This is a genomic window from Chitinophaga sp. LS1, from assembly GCF_034274695.1.
Lineage (GTDB): Bacteria > Bacteroidota > Bacteroidia > Chitinophagales > Chitinophagaceae > Chitinophaga.
In genome coordinates this window covers 6,838,327-6,854,728 of sequence record NZ_CP128362.1, presented here as the reverse complement: position 1 = coordinate 6,854,728, position 16,402 = coordinate 6,838,327, and the positions used below count along the sequence as shown (strand labels likewise).

Genomic DNA, 16,402 nt, shown 5'->3' with positions numbered 1-16,402 from the left:
TAATTATGAGTAATTACAGTAAGAAAGATATTGCCGTAACAGGCATGTCCTGCCGGTTTGCAGGTGCTGATAATATCCGTAAATTCTGGTCGCTCATTCGCACTGGCGGGGAGCTCATACATTTTTACAGTAAGGAAGAATTAGGGGATATGGGCATCAGCGAAGAGCGGCCTGGTTTTATTGCTGCCCGTTCTGTAGTGGAAGATAAGACTTCCTTTGACTATAGTTTTTTTGGATACACGCGTGAAGAAGCGGAACTGATGGATCCCCAGATCAGGATATTCCATGAAGAGGTATGGCATGCCATGGAAGATGCCGGTTATGATCCCAATCGTTACCCCGGCAGTACTGGTATTTTTGCCGGGGCTTCGGAGCATCTGAACTGGATTGCGGCCTCCATGATCAGGAGAATGGACAGTAATGTAGATCCTTTTTTTGCGAACATTATTACCAATAAGAGTTTTCTTCCTACGCTGATTGCGTATAAGCTGAACTTCAAAGGGCCTGCCTGTTTTATCAATACAGCCTGTTCTACTTCGCTGGCTGCTATTCATATGGCATGCCGTAGTTTGCTTACAAAGGAGTGCTCCCTGGCAGTGGCAGGTGCCGTACGCATTGATGTGGGGCGTACACCAGGGTATGCATACCAGCCGGGAATGATCTATTCGGCAGATGGGCATTGCCGGACATTTGATGCAGCTGCATCCGGCACTATCAGTGGAGAAGGTGCAGGGGTAGTGGTGTTAAAAAGAATGGAAGATGCGATCAGGGATAAGGATCACATTTATGCTGTTATAAAGGCTTCTGCCATGAATAATGATGGCAACCGGAAGGTGGGCTATACAGCGCCCAGCCCGGAGGGGCAGGCGGAGTGTATCCGGATGGCGCATCGTTTTGCCGGCATAGGTCCGGAGACCATTTCATATGTAGAAGCACATGGTACCGCTACGCAACTGGGAGATCCGGTGGAGATTGCTGCACTCAATGAAGCATTTCATTTCAATAAAGAGAAACATTGTGCGATTGGCGCCGTGAAATCAAATATGGGACACCTGGATACAGCTGCAGGTGTAGCAGGTTTTATAAAGACGGTTTTATCCCTTTATCATAAAGAATTGCCTCCCAGTTTACATTTCAAATCTCCCAATCCTGATATTGATTTCAATGGAGGGCCATTTTATGTAAATGATACGCTTACACCCTGGAAAGCCACCGCAGCACATCCTTTACGGGCGGGTGTGAGTGCTTTTGGAATAGGAGGAACCAATGTACATGTTGTGCTTGAGGAAGCGCCGCTTGCAGGTAAAATAGAAGAGGAAGGGGATACTGAGCTGGTTTTATTTTCGGCTAAGACGGCAGATGGCCTTGCGAACCAGGTTGCCGCACTGCAATCTTTCCTTACTGTAGAAAAGCCGGCCATCCCGGATATCGCATTCACTACACAACAGGGAAGAGCTCATTTTCGTTACAGGACATCGCTAACGGCTCATTCTGTCACTGACCTGCTGGCACAATTGCCCATGATCAATACGAATGTAAATGCCGCCGTCCATCATCCTGCTATCATATTTATGTTTCCCGGTCAGGGAGCGCAATATGTAAATATGGGGTTGGGACTCTACCAGCATTCACCCGTCTTTCGCAAATGGATAGATGAGGGGTGTGCCCTGCTGGAAGCATTGACCGGTGAACGGTATATAGACATACTGTATCCGCCCGCTGAAGAAGATCAGCGTATCAATAATACGCTGTACACACAGCCTTTACTGTTTGTGTTTGAATATGCATTGTCGCAATTATTAGCACATCATGGTATCAGGCCAACTGCCATGATAGGACATAGCATTGGGGAGCTGGTAGCCGCCTGTATCAGTGGCGTGTTTACTTTCCCTGATGGCGTCCGCATCGTACTTGAAAGAGCCAGGTGTATGAGTGAACAGCCACAGGGGGCCATGATCGGCGTTCATGCTGCTTTGCAGGAGGTGACACCTTTGATCAGGGATAAGGGCGTAAGTATTGCAGCCATCAATGCGCCCGGTAATTGTGTGATAAGCGGGCATGAAGAAGACGTGGTGGAGGTTACGCGCTTACTGAAAGAAAAAGGGATAAGCGTAGCCCGGCTAAAGACCTCACATGCATTTCATTCGGGTATGATGAGTGCAGCTGCCATAGAATTTGTAAAAGGCATCAACGACATTACTTTCTCTACTCCCCGCATACCTGTGTATGCTAACCTGACAGGTAAGGTAGCTGGCGATGAACATTGTTCTCCCGTCTACTGGGGACGGCATATTATAGAAACAGTCCTGTTCTGGGATGGCGTAGAAACCATCAGTACTGCAAAGGGGAATACTGTATGGATTGAAGTGGGCCCTGGAAATGTATTAGCTGGATTTTGCCGGCAAATATTACAGAAAGCCCCTATCATTCAATTGATCCGGCATCCCCAGGAAAAGACGGGGGATTATAAATCATTTTTGAAAGGCATCGGTAAGATCTGGGAAAGTGGTGCAGACGTGAACTGGAACAGTGAAGGTGCCCGGGTTTCATTACCAGGTTATGTTTTCAAAAAAAATTCTTTCCCTGTGGATGCAGACCTGGAGACATTGCTGACCCGTTACCTGCATGCAGATAAAGAGAAGCGACAGGATATTAATAACGGGTATTATTTCCAGGGATGGAAAAAGGCCGCCTTCTTACCTAACGAACCAGTGAAAGAGAAGACCCACTTCCTGATACTGTCGGGTAAAAATGAGCTGGCAGATCGTATCACCTACCAGTTGAACAGGGATGGTCACCAGGTGACAAGAACGAATAACTATGAACAGTTAAAAGCTGCGTTAGCCCGGCCGGACAATCACCCGGAACAATTGATATGGATGGGTGTGGAGGATGATCCTGAAACTGTATTTCTTCATTTGTTACACTTGATCCGGCATGGTGAGGCGTTCAAAAAACTGACGCTTATCACAGAAGGATTATTGTCCGTATCAGGAGAAAGCAATGTGTATGATTTACCGCTTGCCCCGATAACAGGATTATTGAAAGTGCTGGCACAGGAACATCCATCTTTCAGCTTTGCTCACCTGGATGTAATAGCGTGTAGCATATCGTTAGTTTGTAAGGAGTTGTTGCAGAATTACCAGCAGCAGGTAGTCTGCCTCAGAAAAGATTTTCGTTGGGTACCTGCTTATGAGCACATCTCAATAAGCGGCCAGCCATCTGCATCCGGTTTGAAAAAAGGGGGGCATTATCTCATTACAGGAGGCACAGGGAAAATAGGGATGGTACTGGCCGCACACCTGCTTTCAAATTACCAGGCGACCCTGTTGTTAACAGGTAGAAGTGCGCCAGATGCAACCATAGAAAAAGTACGGCAACTGGAACACTTGGGCGGGACTGTCAGTTATCACCAGCTGGATATTAGTGACCTGGATGCACTGTCCCGGTTTGTAAGCCAATATCCTGGTAAGATAGATGGGGTCATTCATTTAGCCGGAGATGTATCTTCCACAGGATTTAGCCCTGTTACAAGCCTGGAACGAGAGCAGGTACAGCAGCATTTTCTACCCAAAGTCAGAGGATTACAAAATATTCATATCGTATTCAGCAAACTGCAGCCAGATTTTGTATGGATTGCATCCAGTCTTGCCGCTATACTTGGTGGACTTACCTATGGCGCCTATGCCGCGGCCAATAGTTTTATGGATCATTTTGTAACGGTCAGAAAGCAGGAACTGAAAAACTGGATTACTGTGAACCTGGATGGATTATCATTCGATGCCGGAAAATCAGGTATCACCCAACCAGAGATGATACAGGTATTTGAAACCACGCTGGGCTTAACTGACTATCCTGGTGTAATTGTTTCTGTAACAGACCTGGAAACACGGTTCGGTAAGCGGGTGATTGAGCCCGCAATCGTTGTGAAAGAGAAACGGCGTGAGAAAATAACAACTGAATCATTCACCCCTGTAGAACAACAATTGCTGGATACATGGAGCCTGTTTTTCGGAACAGCTGATATCAGTATAGATGATAATTTTTTTGAGCTGGGTGGAGATTCTTTAAAAGCTATGACACTGGCAGGAAAACTCAACCAGTTATTCAAGATACAATTGCCTGTTGATGTTTTTTTCAAACATCCCACCATCCGGGAATTATCCCATGAACTGCAAGTGATAACAGGTATGCTGCAGATTCAGGGTACAGGTAATAAAAGTGAAAACCCTAAAGCGCTCATTATATAAAAGCTGTTTTATGATCGAATTAATCAACCGGTTATCTGAGGAAAAAATATCCCTTTCAGTAGACGGGGAAGATTTGAGACTGGTCTTTGAAAATGAATCCGGCACATTGCCGGAGGACCTGTTGCAGGTGATAAAAGCAAATAAGCAGGAGCTGATCCGTTATCTCAATAAGTATACAAAAGAGGGACAGGTAGCACCTATTCGCCCGGTGGCTGTATCTAAAAATTATCCTTTGTCAGAAGGTCAGCGGCGGTTATGGATACTCAGCCAGTTCCCCGAGGCAGCCATGGCTTATACGATGCCGGTTCGTATTACATTGGAACCTCACTATATACCTGGCAACCTGGAAAAGGCATTGCTGTCTGTCATAGACCGCCATGAAATATTACGCACGGTTTTCAGGGAGAATGAAGAAGGAGAGATCAGGCAGGTGGTTTTATCTGCAGGGGAATTCCCTTTTTCATTCCAGCAACAGGATGCATCGGAATGGGATGAGAGCGCGGTTAAAAAGTACCTTGAGGAGGAAGCAGCCTTACCATTTGATCTGTGGGCAGGTCCATTACTCAGGGCCGGTTTGTTAAGACTGAAAGATGGTAGATTTCTTTTCCATTACAATATGCATCACATTATCAGTGATGGATGGTCTATGGAAGTATTACAAAAAGATATCCTGGGGTATTATCATGCATTTACTTCCGGCACCCCTTATCATTCCCTTCCACTAAAAATACAGTATAAGGATTATGCCAGCTGGCAGCAGGAACAACTGGCAACCGAAGCCTATGTAACCGCCGGTAAGTACTGGCTGGAACAGTTTTCAGGTGAATTACCCGTGCTTGAACTACCTGTATCAGGTATCAGACCGCCTGTGCTCACCCACCGCGGAAAGACCATGAGTATCCTGGTCAATAAGCCCGTTACAGATGCATTAAAGAACCTTTGCAGGGAAGAAGACACGACCTTGTTCATGGGATTGCTGGCGGTCTTAAATACCTTGTTTTATAGGTATACCGGGCAGGAAGATATGATCATCGGTACGCCTTTGGCAGGCAGGGAACATCCTGAGCTGGAAGACCAGATCGGGTATTACTTAAATACCCTGGCATTGAGGACCCGGTTTAGCGGAGAACAGAGTTTTCTCCGGCTACTAGAACAGGTTCGCCTGGTGACGTTGGATAGCTACAAGTACCAGGCCTATCCTTTTGATAAGCTGGTGGATGAGCTGGAAATGAAGAGAGACTTAAGCAGGTCCGTATTATTTGATGTGATGGTCATATTGCAAAGTCATCGTAGCTATGATGATAAACAGGCTGTCACCAGCCGCGTACCTGGGGTAGTAGTGGAGGAAGGCAGTTGTATGACCAAGCTGGATCTCAATTTTGATTTTGCAGAAACAGCAGCAGGGTTATCCCTGCGGGTAGAGTTTAATACAGATATCTATGAAGGGGCATTTATCAGGCAATTGGTATTACATTTTGTAAACCTGTTGCAGGTAGTTGTCAGCAATCCTGCTACTGCTTTATGTAAACTGGATTATCTGCCTTCTGATGACCGCGAGCAATTATTGAAACTTTTCAACCAGACTGCTGCTGAAAATCCCGCAGATAAGACCGTCATCGATCTTTTCAGGGAGCAGGTAGAAAAGGATAGAAATAAAAAGATTCTTACAGTTGCAGGTGCATCCTGGACTTATGGAGAGCTGGATGCATATAGTGATCATCTTGCTCATTACCTCGTAAAAGAAGGGATTACTCCAGGCACACCTGTCCCTGTTTTTATGAATCGCTGTGCAGAACTGTTGATTGCCATACTGGGTGTGATGAAGGCTGGGGCCGTATATGTTCCGCTGGATCCTGAATATCCTGCAGACAGGATTGCGTATATGTTGTCAGATACAGGGGCGCAATTAGTGCTGAGTACTGAACTGGTGAGAGATCGCCTGGTGGATGTGCAGGGGATGAATGTAGTGAGTGTGGACAAGCTCACTTATGATCATGCACATACATCCGGCTATGCCCCGCTGCCAGCACAGGTGGCTTATATTATTTATACTTCCGGCTCCACAGGCAGGCCTAAAGGAGTGATGATTGCACATGGGGCTTTGCTCAATTTCATGTATGGCATGAAGGAGTTATTGTCTGTAAATGAAAATGATCATTTGCTGGCTATTACTTCTGTATCATTTGATATTTCAATATTGGAATTGATATGGACACTCTGCAATGGGGTGCGTATTACACTGCATGACAATAGTAAATGGATCAATAATTTCAATACCTATGCGGGCAGTGGCCAGGTAGAAATGGATTTCAGCCTGTTTTATTTTGCCAGTCAGCAGGAGGAAGAAAAGCACGATAAATACCAGTTCCTGTTGCAATCAGTGCAGTTTGCAGATGCGCATAAATTTTCGGGCGTATGGTTGCCTGAGCGACATTTTCATGCTTTTGGCGGCATATTCCCTAACCCTGCTGTGCTGGCAGGTGCATTGTCTGCTATTACCAATCATGTTAAACTTCGTTCGGGAAGTGTGGTATTGCCCCTGCATGATGAGATCCGGGTGGCTGAAGACTGGGCAGTCGTAGATAATCTTTCGGCAGGGAGAGTGGAACTTTCTTTTGCATCCGGCTGGCATGCAGATGACTTTGTATTGAAGCCAGAGAACTATAGCCACAGGCAGGAGATCATGTACAGGCAGCTACAAACATTGCAGACATTATGGAAAGGAGGAAGCATCACAAGAAAAAACGGCAATGACCGGGAAAAATCACTGAGGGTATTTCCAAGGCCCATTCAGCAGGAGTTACCCATATGGATTACCTCTGCCGGTAGTACCGATACATTCCGCACAGCCGGCAGTATCGGCGCACACTTGCTGACACATATGCTGGGCCAGGATATTACTGTACTGGCAAAGAATATACACGTATATAAACAGGCATTAATTGAACATGGGTATGACCCTGCTACGAGGAAGGTGGCGGTGATGCTGCATACCTTTATAGGTCAGGATGATGAAAAAGTAAGGGCCACCGTAAAGCAGCCGTTTAAAGAATATCTGCGATCCAATGTGAGTTTGTTAAAGAACCTTGCAGGCAATGATGCGCAACTGGCAGAAGCAGATATGGAGGCAGTGCTGGAAGCTGCTTTTGAAAGATACTGGCAGAGTGCTGCTTTACTGGGCACTCCTGCCACCTGTCATGAGCTGATAGCCAGGTTATACACAATAGGTGTAACGGAAATAGCCTGTCTCGTAGATTTTGGGATAGATACGGGTGAAGTGATGGAAAGCCTGCCTTTACTGAATGAGCTGAAACAACAATATGCCCGTAAAACAGTGAAAGATCAGCAGGCGATTACTGCCATGCAGATCACACCTTCTTATCTGAACTCATTGCTGGAAGACAACGACTCCCGGTTATTTGTTAAATCATTGCACCACCTCATCGTAGGCGGCGAAAAGTTCCCGGAGAAATTATTCCGCCAGGTACAATCTCATACCAGCGCAGCTATATACAATGTATATGGTCCTACTGAAACGACTATCTGGTCCACAGGCGCATTGCTCAGGGCATCTGAACATGTACATGCAGGAAAACCAATCAGGAATACAGCAATATATATACTGGATAAGTACCTGCAGCTTTGTCCTGCCGGTGTGTATGGAGATGTATATATTGGAGGAGATGGTTTGGCGAACGGGTATTTTAATAATGAAGAACTGACCGCACAGGTATTTGTTAAAAATCCTTTTGCACATGGTGAGCGGATGTATAAAACCGGTGATATCGGCCGGTGGAATATGAATGCCCGGATTGAAATAGCAGGAAGGAATGATCAGCAGGTGAAGATACGGGGATACCGGATAGAGCCGGGTGAGATTGAAAACATCTTCCAGCAAAGCGGGTATGTTGCGCAGGTAGTTGTACAGGCAAGAGAACAGGAAGATGGCAGCCGGCTACTGGTAGCGATCGTGATTCCAGAAACGGGCTTTGATAAGGAACAGCTCAAAGGTTTCCTGAAAAGTAAATTGCCCGATTACATGATCCCTGCACATATCATAGAGCAGGTATCATTCCCTTTGACCCCTAATGGGAAAATAGACAGGAAAAAATTATCACAGCTGGATATTTCAGCATACCTGGAGGTGTCTGATGGATTTGTAGCAGCCACAGAAGAGCTGGAAAGGATCATAGAATGTATCTGGCAGCAGGTACTACATATAAAAAAGAATATCAGTGTACATACTGATTTCTTTAACATTGGCGGGCATAGCCTTCGGTTAATGCAGCTGGTGAATCATTATTATCGTCACTTTGAAGTAAAGCTGACGTTGCAGGAATTGTTCCAGCATACGACTATCGCCGCACATGCGGGGTTAATCAGGGCAAATAATATTTCCCTGTATAGTGCCATTCCTGTATTGGCAGATGCACCGGATTACCCGGTAAGTGATGGTCAAAGGAGGATCTGGATCACCTGTCAGCAGGAAGATACGGCCAGGTCTTACTATAACCCGGGCAGGATAATATTGGATGATAGGTATGAGACCCCTGTAGTTGAAAAAGCAATTGCTTTACTGATTGAACGGCATGAAGTGTTGCGGACAGTATTCCGGCAAAATGCAAAGGGTGAGTTAAGGCAGGTGGTATTGCCAGCCGGGCAATCCTTATATGTACCCGATATGGTTGTAATGACTGTAGGCGGAGATGAAGCAGTGAATGATTATATCAATGGATTATCTGATCAGCCATTTGACCTGGAAAACGGACCCTTGTTCCGCTGGGGGATGGTGAATACCGGGCATCAGCATCACATATTATGGTTCAACCTGCACCACATTATCAGTGATGGATGGTCGCTGGAAGTACTGTACAGGGAAGTGCTGCACGCCTGTGAAGCGATTTTAAATGGTGCTTCTCCGGCGCTACCACCCTTGCGTATACAGTATAAAGAATATGCTTCCTGGCAGCAGGAACAGCTGAAGAGCACAGCAGCCCAGGTACATCGTAATTACTGGGTTAAACAATTTGAAGGCGATATCACTCCTTTGCAGCTGCCGGCAAAATATCCACGGCCTAAGGTGATGACCCAACATGGTCGTTACGTGGCTGCGATTGTTTCTCCCGCAGTCACTGATCGCCTGCTGCAACTATGTAACCAGTATAACAGTACCCTGTATATGGGCATGCTAAGTGTACTCTATACTTTGCTGTACCGGTATTCAGGGCAGGATGATATATTGATTGGAAGCCCTGTTGCAGGTCGTGATCATGTGGATCTTGAGAACCAGATTGGTTTTTATATTAATACCCTCGTGATGCGCACCCAATTGCAGGGGGAAATGGATTTTATTTCTCTGCTGCAAAAAGTAAGGGAAACCGCATTGGCTGCCTATGAGCATCAATCGTACCCGTTTGACAGGCTGGTAGAAGAGTTGCACTTAAGCAGGGATACCAGCAGATCCCCATTGTTTGATATCATGTTCACCATGCAGAACCAGCAGCATAATGAAAACGATGCGTATGAAGATAGAACTGCGACCATTATAGCACGTGGAAATACCAGTGTGAAATATGATATGCTGTTTAATGTGGAGCAATATGGCGGATCGCTGAGGATAGACCTGAAATACAATGCTGATATATATGGTGACGAGCAGATGGAACAACTGTTAAGCCATTACTTACGATTACTGGATCAGCAATGCAGCTGGCCGGAACAATCCCTGGATGCAGTGGATATATTGTACCCGGCAGAAACCTGGCAATTGTCGGCTGACTGGAATGTGCATCACCTGGAATATGACCGGAGCAGGACTGTATTAGCTATGTTTCATGAACAGGTGAAACGGGTGCCTGAACAGGTAGCAGTTGTTTGTGGTGATGCAGCGATCACTTATGCTGAACTGGACAGTAAAAGTAACAGGATAGCCAATTTCCTGCTGCGTGCAGGAATTGGCCAGGAAGAACGGGTGGTTATATCTGCGGCGAAATCTGTGGAGCTGGTGATGGGCATTGTAGGAATCTTAAAAGCGGGGGGAGTATTTGTACCGGTTGATCCTTCATTCCCCCCGGAAAGAATCCGGTATATTATTGAAGATACAGGGGCGAGGATGGTGATAGCAGAAGAGGCGATGCAGCAGGCAATAGGACCCATCAGCGGATTGACCTTCCTGCAGCCGGGGGCAGACCTGGTGGCAGGCTTTGATGTGCCTCCTGTAGCAAGTGCCGATGCAGCTCCGGTAGTAGCCACCGATGTCGTTCCTACGGTAGTTGTCCTTCCTGAACAACTGGCGTATATTATCTATACATCTGGTTCCACCGGCCGGCCTAAGGGCGTAATGATCTCTCATTACTCATTAACAGCCCATTTGCTGGATATTATACCCCGCACAGGGTTGGATACCTGTAAATCCTTCGGCATCTTAGCTTCACTGGCTGCGGATGCTTATCATACGATTCATTTTGCCTCCTTATGCACAGGTGGATCATTACACCTGTTACCAGAAGAATTATTACATAACGGGCAGTTATTGCAGCAGTATTTTGAAGCCCACACCATTGAAGCGATGAAAATTTTCCCTTCACTGTGGACTTCTTATGCCAGCCTGGGATACCGGATTTTACCTGCAAAGGTCCTGATTTTTGGGGGAGAGAAATTTCCTGGAAGCGTGCTGCAGCATTTGACAGCTGCCAGTTACAGAGGAAAGGTATTCAACCACTATGGACCGACGGAATCTACGATAGGAGTGCTGCTGCACGAAGTAAACCTGCAGCATGTATATGAAGAAGTGCCTGTGGGCCGGCCTTATGGCAATGCCAGGGTATATGTTGTAAATGGAAGTATGCAGTTATGTCCTGTAGGTGTGGCCGGTGAGCTGCTAATAGGCGGGGATGGTGTGGCCAGGGGATACCTGAACCAACCGGCGCTGACTGCAGAACGTTTCATGGCAGATCCTATTACAGGCGCAGGCAGGGTGTATCGTACGGGAGATCTTGTCAGATGGTCTGCATCCGGAGATATCATTTACGTGGGCAGAACCGACGACCAGGTAAAAGTAAGAGGATACAGGATAGAACCTGGGGAGATAGAAAAAGTACTATTATCCGTGGAGGGTGTGGGTGCTGCAGTGGTCATGTTGCAGGAAGATGCCAACGATGATAAATTATTAGTCGCTTTTTATACCGGTAAGCAATATGGGGATCTGTGGCTGAGGGAGCAGGCAGGCAAACAATTGCCTGAATATATGTTACCCGGGCGTTTTATTCACCTGGAAAGTCTGCCACTGTTGCCCAATGGTAAAATTGACCGCAAAAGTCTTCCTGATGTAGATAGGGTGGAACTCGCACCTGCCACAGTATATACCGCGCCTGCATCAGGTGTAGAAACGGCTGTACTGGAATGTTGCCAGGAAGTCTTAAAGAGGCCGCTGGCCGGGGGGATTACAGATAGTTTCTTTGAATCAGGAGGGGATTCCATCAAGGCGATCCTGCTGGCGACAAAGTTGAAACAGCGTGGATATAGTGTAAAGGTGGGCGATATATTGAAATATCCTGTATTGAAGGTACTAAGCGGGTATGTGACGGAAGTGGTACAAAAGCAGGTGAAACAGGAAGTAGCGGTGGAAGGAAATGTACAGTTGACCCCTGTACAGGCAGCATTTGTCGAAAGGAATTACAAGGATAAACATCATTATAACCAGTCAATTTTACTGAAGTCCAGGGAACGGATAGATACCGGCATACTGGAAAAATGTTTGCAGACTATCTGTACCCATCATGATGCCCTCCGGATGATTTGTTGGGAAGAAGAAGGTATCTGGCGGCAATTTAACCGTAGCAAAACTGCGAAGTCTTACAAGCTGGAAGTACATGATTTGCAGGGTACCACATCACAATTGTCAGCCATTGCCGATCGTTTGCAGGCGACAATTGACCTGGCTGATGGGCCTTTGCTGCATGCAGGGCTTTTCCATATGGAGGATGGAGACAGGTTGCTGTTGGTGGTGCATCACCTGGTAGTGGATGGAATCAGCTGGCGCATATTGCTGGAAGACCTGGCCTTGTGTTATGGGCAGCTGGTCAATGGTCAGCAGGCAGAACTGCCATTAAAAACGGATAGTTTCATGCAGTGGTCAGCCAGTCTGCAGCAACTGGCAGCCACAGACCAGCTGGCAGCAGAAATTCCATACTGGCAGCAGGTCGTATCTGCCAGGAGAGTGCCATTACCGGTCGATTTCCCTGAGGGCCGGGTTACGGATACCATCACCCGGGCAGGTGGATTTGTGCTGGACAAGACGCTGACCGCTTCATTACTAACGGAAGTAAATAAAGTCTATAATACGGATACCAGGGACCTGCTGCTCACCGCACTGGGGATGTCTGTAAAAGAAAGTTTTGGATGTCAAAACCTCATGATATTGCAGGAAGGGCATGGCAGAGAGGACGTATTGTCTTCATTGAATGTATCCCGTACCGTTGGGTGGTTTACTGCGATTTATCCTTTCCTGCTGGATACTTCCGATACAGGGGATCCGCAACAGTACCTGGTGAGCGTAAAAGAAGCATTAAGGGCTATTCCCCGCAAAGGAGCCGGGTATGGCGTGTTAAGGTATCTGCGCAATGAAGTACATCCTATACTTCCTGCAGATATCACTTTTAATTACATGGGAGAATTTAGTGAGTTGTCAGACAATCCCGGTACATCTTCCTTATTTAGCTATGCCCCGGATTATAAAGGCATGGAGGTGTCTGAAACCTATACGCCTGAAACGGGGATTACGATCACCGGCATGATCGCAGCAGGTAATTTGAGTATAGCAGTGAGGTATATCGCTGCCTGGTTCAGGGAAGAGACGATTACCGCCTGGCTTGAAAATTATAAACGGCAGCTGGAACAGCTGATCCGGCGTTTGTCCGCAACAGCACATCAGTATGTTACGCCCAGTGATCTTACATTCAGCGGAATGTCTATCGACGAGCTGCAGGCGTTGAATCCAACAGGAAATATTGAGGATATTTACGAATTATCTCCTTTGCAGGAAGGGATCTATTATCACTGGTTGTCAGATCCTGCTACTACCTCTTATGTGAACCAGGTGTCTTATCATGTAAAGGGTAAATTATCGACAGATATATTACGGCAAAGCTTTGAATACCTGGTGGCACGCCATGAAGTGACCCGCACTGCATTTACCCATCTGTACAGCGGCGTAAACCTGCAGATCGTGCAAAAGTCTGTTACAGGAGGATTTCGTTATGAAGTGGTAACAGACCTTTTGGATGTGGTGGCCGCCCGGAAAGAAGCGGATATCCGGCAGGGATTTGACCTGGGGAATGGATCGCAGGTGCGGTTAACCGTACTGGATGGCGGGAATAATGAATACGTTTTTATATGGACCTACCATCATATACTGATGGATGGTTGGTGTAGCGGGGTATTGATACGTGAATTCTATGCTGTTTACCAGGCTTACCATGAAGGCCGGCAGCCTTCCCTGGAAAAAGTCTATCCATATTCGGATTATATCAGCTGGTTAAGTAAGCTGGATATAGCTGCCAGCAGGCAATACTGGCGGCATTACCTGCAAGGATATGCACAAACAGTCAGGGTGCCATTTAGAAATATAACACTGAAAAATGGACCCGGGGCAATGAGCAAATTTAGATTTGAGTTGGATAGTACCACTGTACAGGCTATCAGGAATATTTGCCGTAAGGTTGGCGTAACAGAAAATACCTTCATGCAGGCTTGCTGGGCATGGTTGTTAGGTCGCTATAATAATTCGGAGGATGTTGTTTTTGGTGCAGTGGTATCTGGCAGACCGCATGAAGTGGAAGGGGTGGATAAAATGGTGGGATTATTCATCAACACCATTCCTGTCCGCATAACCTGCCAGCAGGATCTGACAGTGACGGCACTGCTAAGATCCATCCAGGATGATGCTATTCAAAGCCTGCCACACCATTACCTGCGACTGCCGGATGTACAGTCCGAAAGCCCCCTGCGCAATGAACTGTTTGATCATGTATTTGTGTATGAGAACTTCCCTATTCAGGAGATGATAGCGGGGAATGCAGCTGTGAGCAGTGGGGGATTGGATGAGTTGAGCCTGACTGCTTCGGAAGCATCGGTAGAATCCAGTTTTGATTTTACAGTGCAGGTGGTTCCTGTGCGGGAGCACATGCGTATCACTTTTATGTACAGGAGTGAAATCTATGAACAGGCAGCAGTGCAAAAAATTGCGGGTCATTTCAACGATGTGATCAATGCATTTGCAACAGGTACCAGTCCGGTGAATTATTTATCCTATGCGGAGCTTTGTGAATTGTATGCCTTTGGCCGTTCTGTGGCAGAGGTGCCTGTGGGAACAACTTTTATGAGTTTGTTTGAAGGTGTTGTAAAATCACACCCTGAAGCAGCAGCGATTCATTATGGAGGTGAAAGATGGAGCTATCAGCGGTTAGATGAAACGGGCAACCGGATAGCGGAGTATTTAATAACACAGGGTGTTGTGAATGGCAGTAAGGTACTCTTGTGTATGCCTTCCTCAGGCTATGCGATAGCGAGCCTGTTAGGTATCCTGAAATCCGGGGGCTGTTATGTTCCGGTAGATCCAGCATACCCTGTGTCCCGCATCCGCCATATTCTTTCAGATTGTCAGACTGATTTGTTGATTACAGATCGTGTTGTAGCGGATAGTTTACCGGCAGATATAGGCAGGATTTTGATTGCAGATGAACTGGAAGGAGGTGGTGTAGCACCGTCTGTTTCCATCACAGGATCAGATCTGCTGTATGTGATATATACTTCGGGTTCTACCGGTCAGCCCAAAGGGGTGCAGATCACTCAAGGCAATATAGTCGACTACCTGTATGGGCTTGCCAGCCGTATCCCCATCTCATCGTGTCGTGATTACGCATTGGTATCCGGTCTGTTTACAGACCTTGGGAATACTGTTGTTTACAGTTCCCTTGCTTTCGGTGGTTGTTTGCACCTGTTTTCCAAAGAAGAATTAAGCAGTCCTGATGTGTTGATCCAATCCATCAAAGAAATAGACTGTGTAAAGATCACTCCCTCTCACTGGAAGGCATTGTCGGCAGGCAGAGAATTATTATTGCCGAAACGCCTGCTGGTCTTTGGAGGCGAGGCTTTACCGGCCTCCATACCAGCGCAGATCAGAGGTTGTGAAGTAGTGAACCATTATGGGCCAACAGAGACAACGGTAGGGAAGCTCTTGCATGTATGCACCCCGAATGAAAGCGAAGGGATCGTGCCGGTAGGCCGTCCATTCGGCAATACGCAGGTGTACATATTGGATAGTAACGGCCAGCCATGTGGCATTGGCATACCCGGTGAGTTGTATATAGGAGGAGACGGCGTATCGATTGGTTACGTGCATAATGCACCGCAAACCGCCAGCCGGTTTGTCAAGAATGGGCTGCATGCATGGCCAGCCGTCTTATACAAGACAGGAGATCAGGCGAGCTATCTTCCTGATGGGAGCATCCGTTTCCTGGGCCGGCAGGATCACCAGGTGAAGATCCGTGGTTACCGGGTAGAGCTGGAAGAGATATTGAGTGTCTTAAACGGCTGTGCGGGCGTATTACAAAGTGCAGTATTGGTGAAGGCGACCGAAAGCGGAGAAAATGAGCTGGGCTGTTTTATCAGCGGAACAGCCACGGTAGCAGAGGTAGAAAGATATTTGTCCCTGATGCTGCCTGGTTATATGGTCCCGACGCATATCGAACATCTTGCGGCCTTACCGCTGACCGGCAATGGTAAGATAGATCGTCAGCAGCTCTTAGATAGTTGGGGAGCCGCAGGACCGGGGAGTAACTATGTAGCACCCCGCAATGACATGGAGGCACGCCTGGCCACACTGTGGCAGGAAGTGCTGGGTGTAAGTCAGCCCATCGGCGTGCATGACAGCTTCTTTGACCTGGGCGGTCATAGTATCAAAGTTATAAAGCTATTATCCAGGATCTCAAAAGAATTTGGTGTTACCCTGAGCATACAGACCATTTTTAAAGAGGCAACTATTGAAGGGTTGGCCAGGGGAATAGAGGAATCGAAATGGATGACCGCAGGTGCTCAGACATCCCATGATGACAGGGAATATGAAGCCGTAGAAATCTGATAAAATTTATGCG

General features: G+C 46.9%; 2 protein-coding genes. Both read left to right on the top strand.

Annotated elements, in window-relative coordinates; genetic code table 11:
- Positions 1 to 5: 5 nt before the first annotated feature.
- The gene (locus tag QQL36_RS28095) at positions 6 to 4,250 is read left to right on the top strand and encodes a type I polyketide synthase (RefSeq protein WP_321567542.1); all 4,245 of its coding nucleotides are present in this window, start codon (positions 6 to 8) and stop codon (positions 4,248 to 4,250) included.
- 10 nt (positions 4,251 to 4,260) lie between these two features.
- A complete protein-coding gene (locus QQL36_RS28090) occupies positions 4,261 to 16,389 on the top strand; it encodes a non-ribosomal peptide synthetase (RefSeq protein ID WP_321567541.1) in 12,129 nt (4,042 codons plus the stop codon).
- The last annotated feature ends 13 nt before the right edge of the window (positions 16,390 to 16,402 follow it).

Bases quoted from the DNA above. Each gene is read 5' to 3' on its own strand.
- QQL36_RS28095 (WP_321567542.1), top strand. From the start codon at position 6: ATGAGTAATTACAGTAAGAAAGATATTGCCGTAACAGGCATGTCCTGC.
- QQL36_RS28090 (WP_321567541.1), top strand. From the start codon at position 4,261: ATGATCGAATTAATCAACCGGTTATCTGAGGAAAAAATATCCCTTTCA.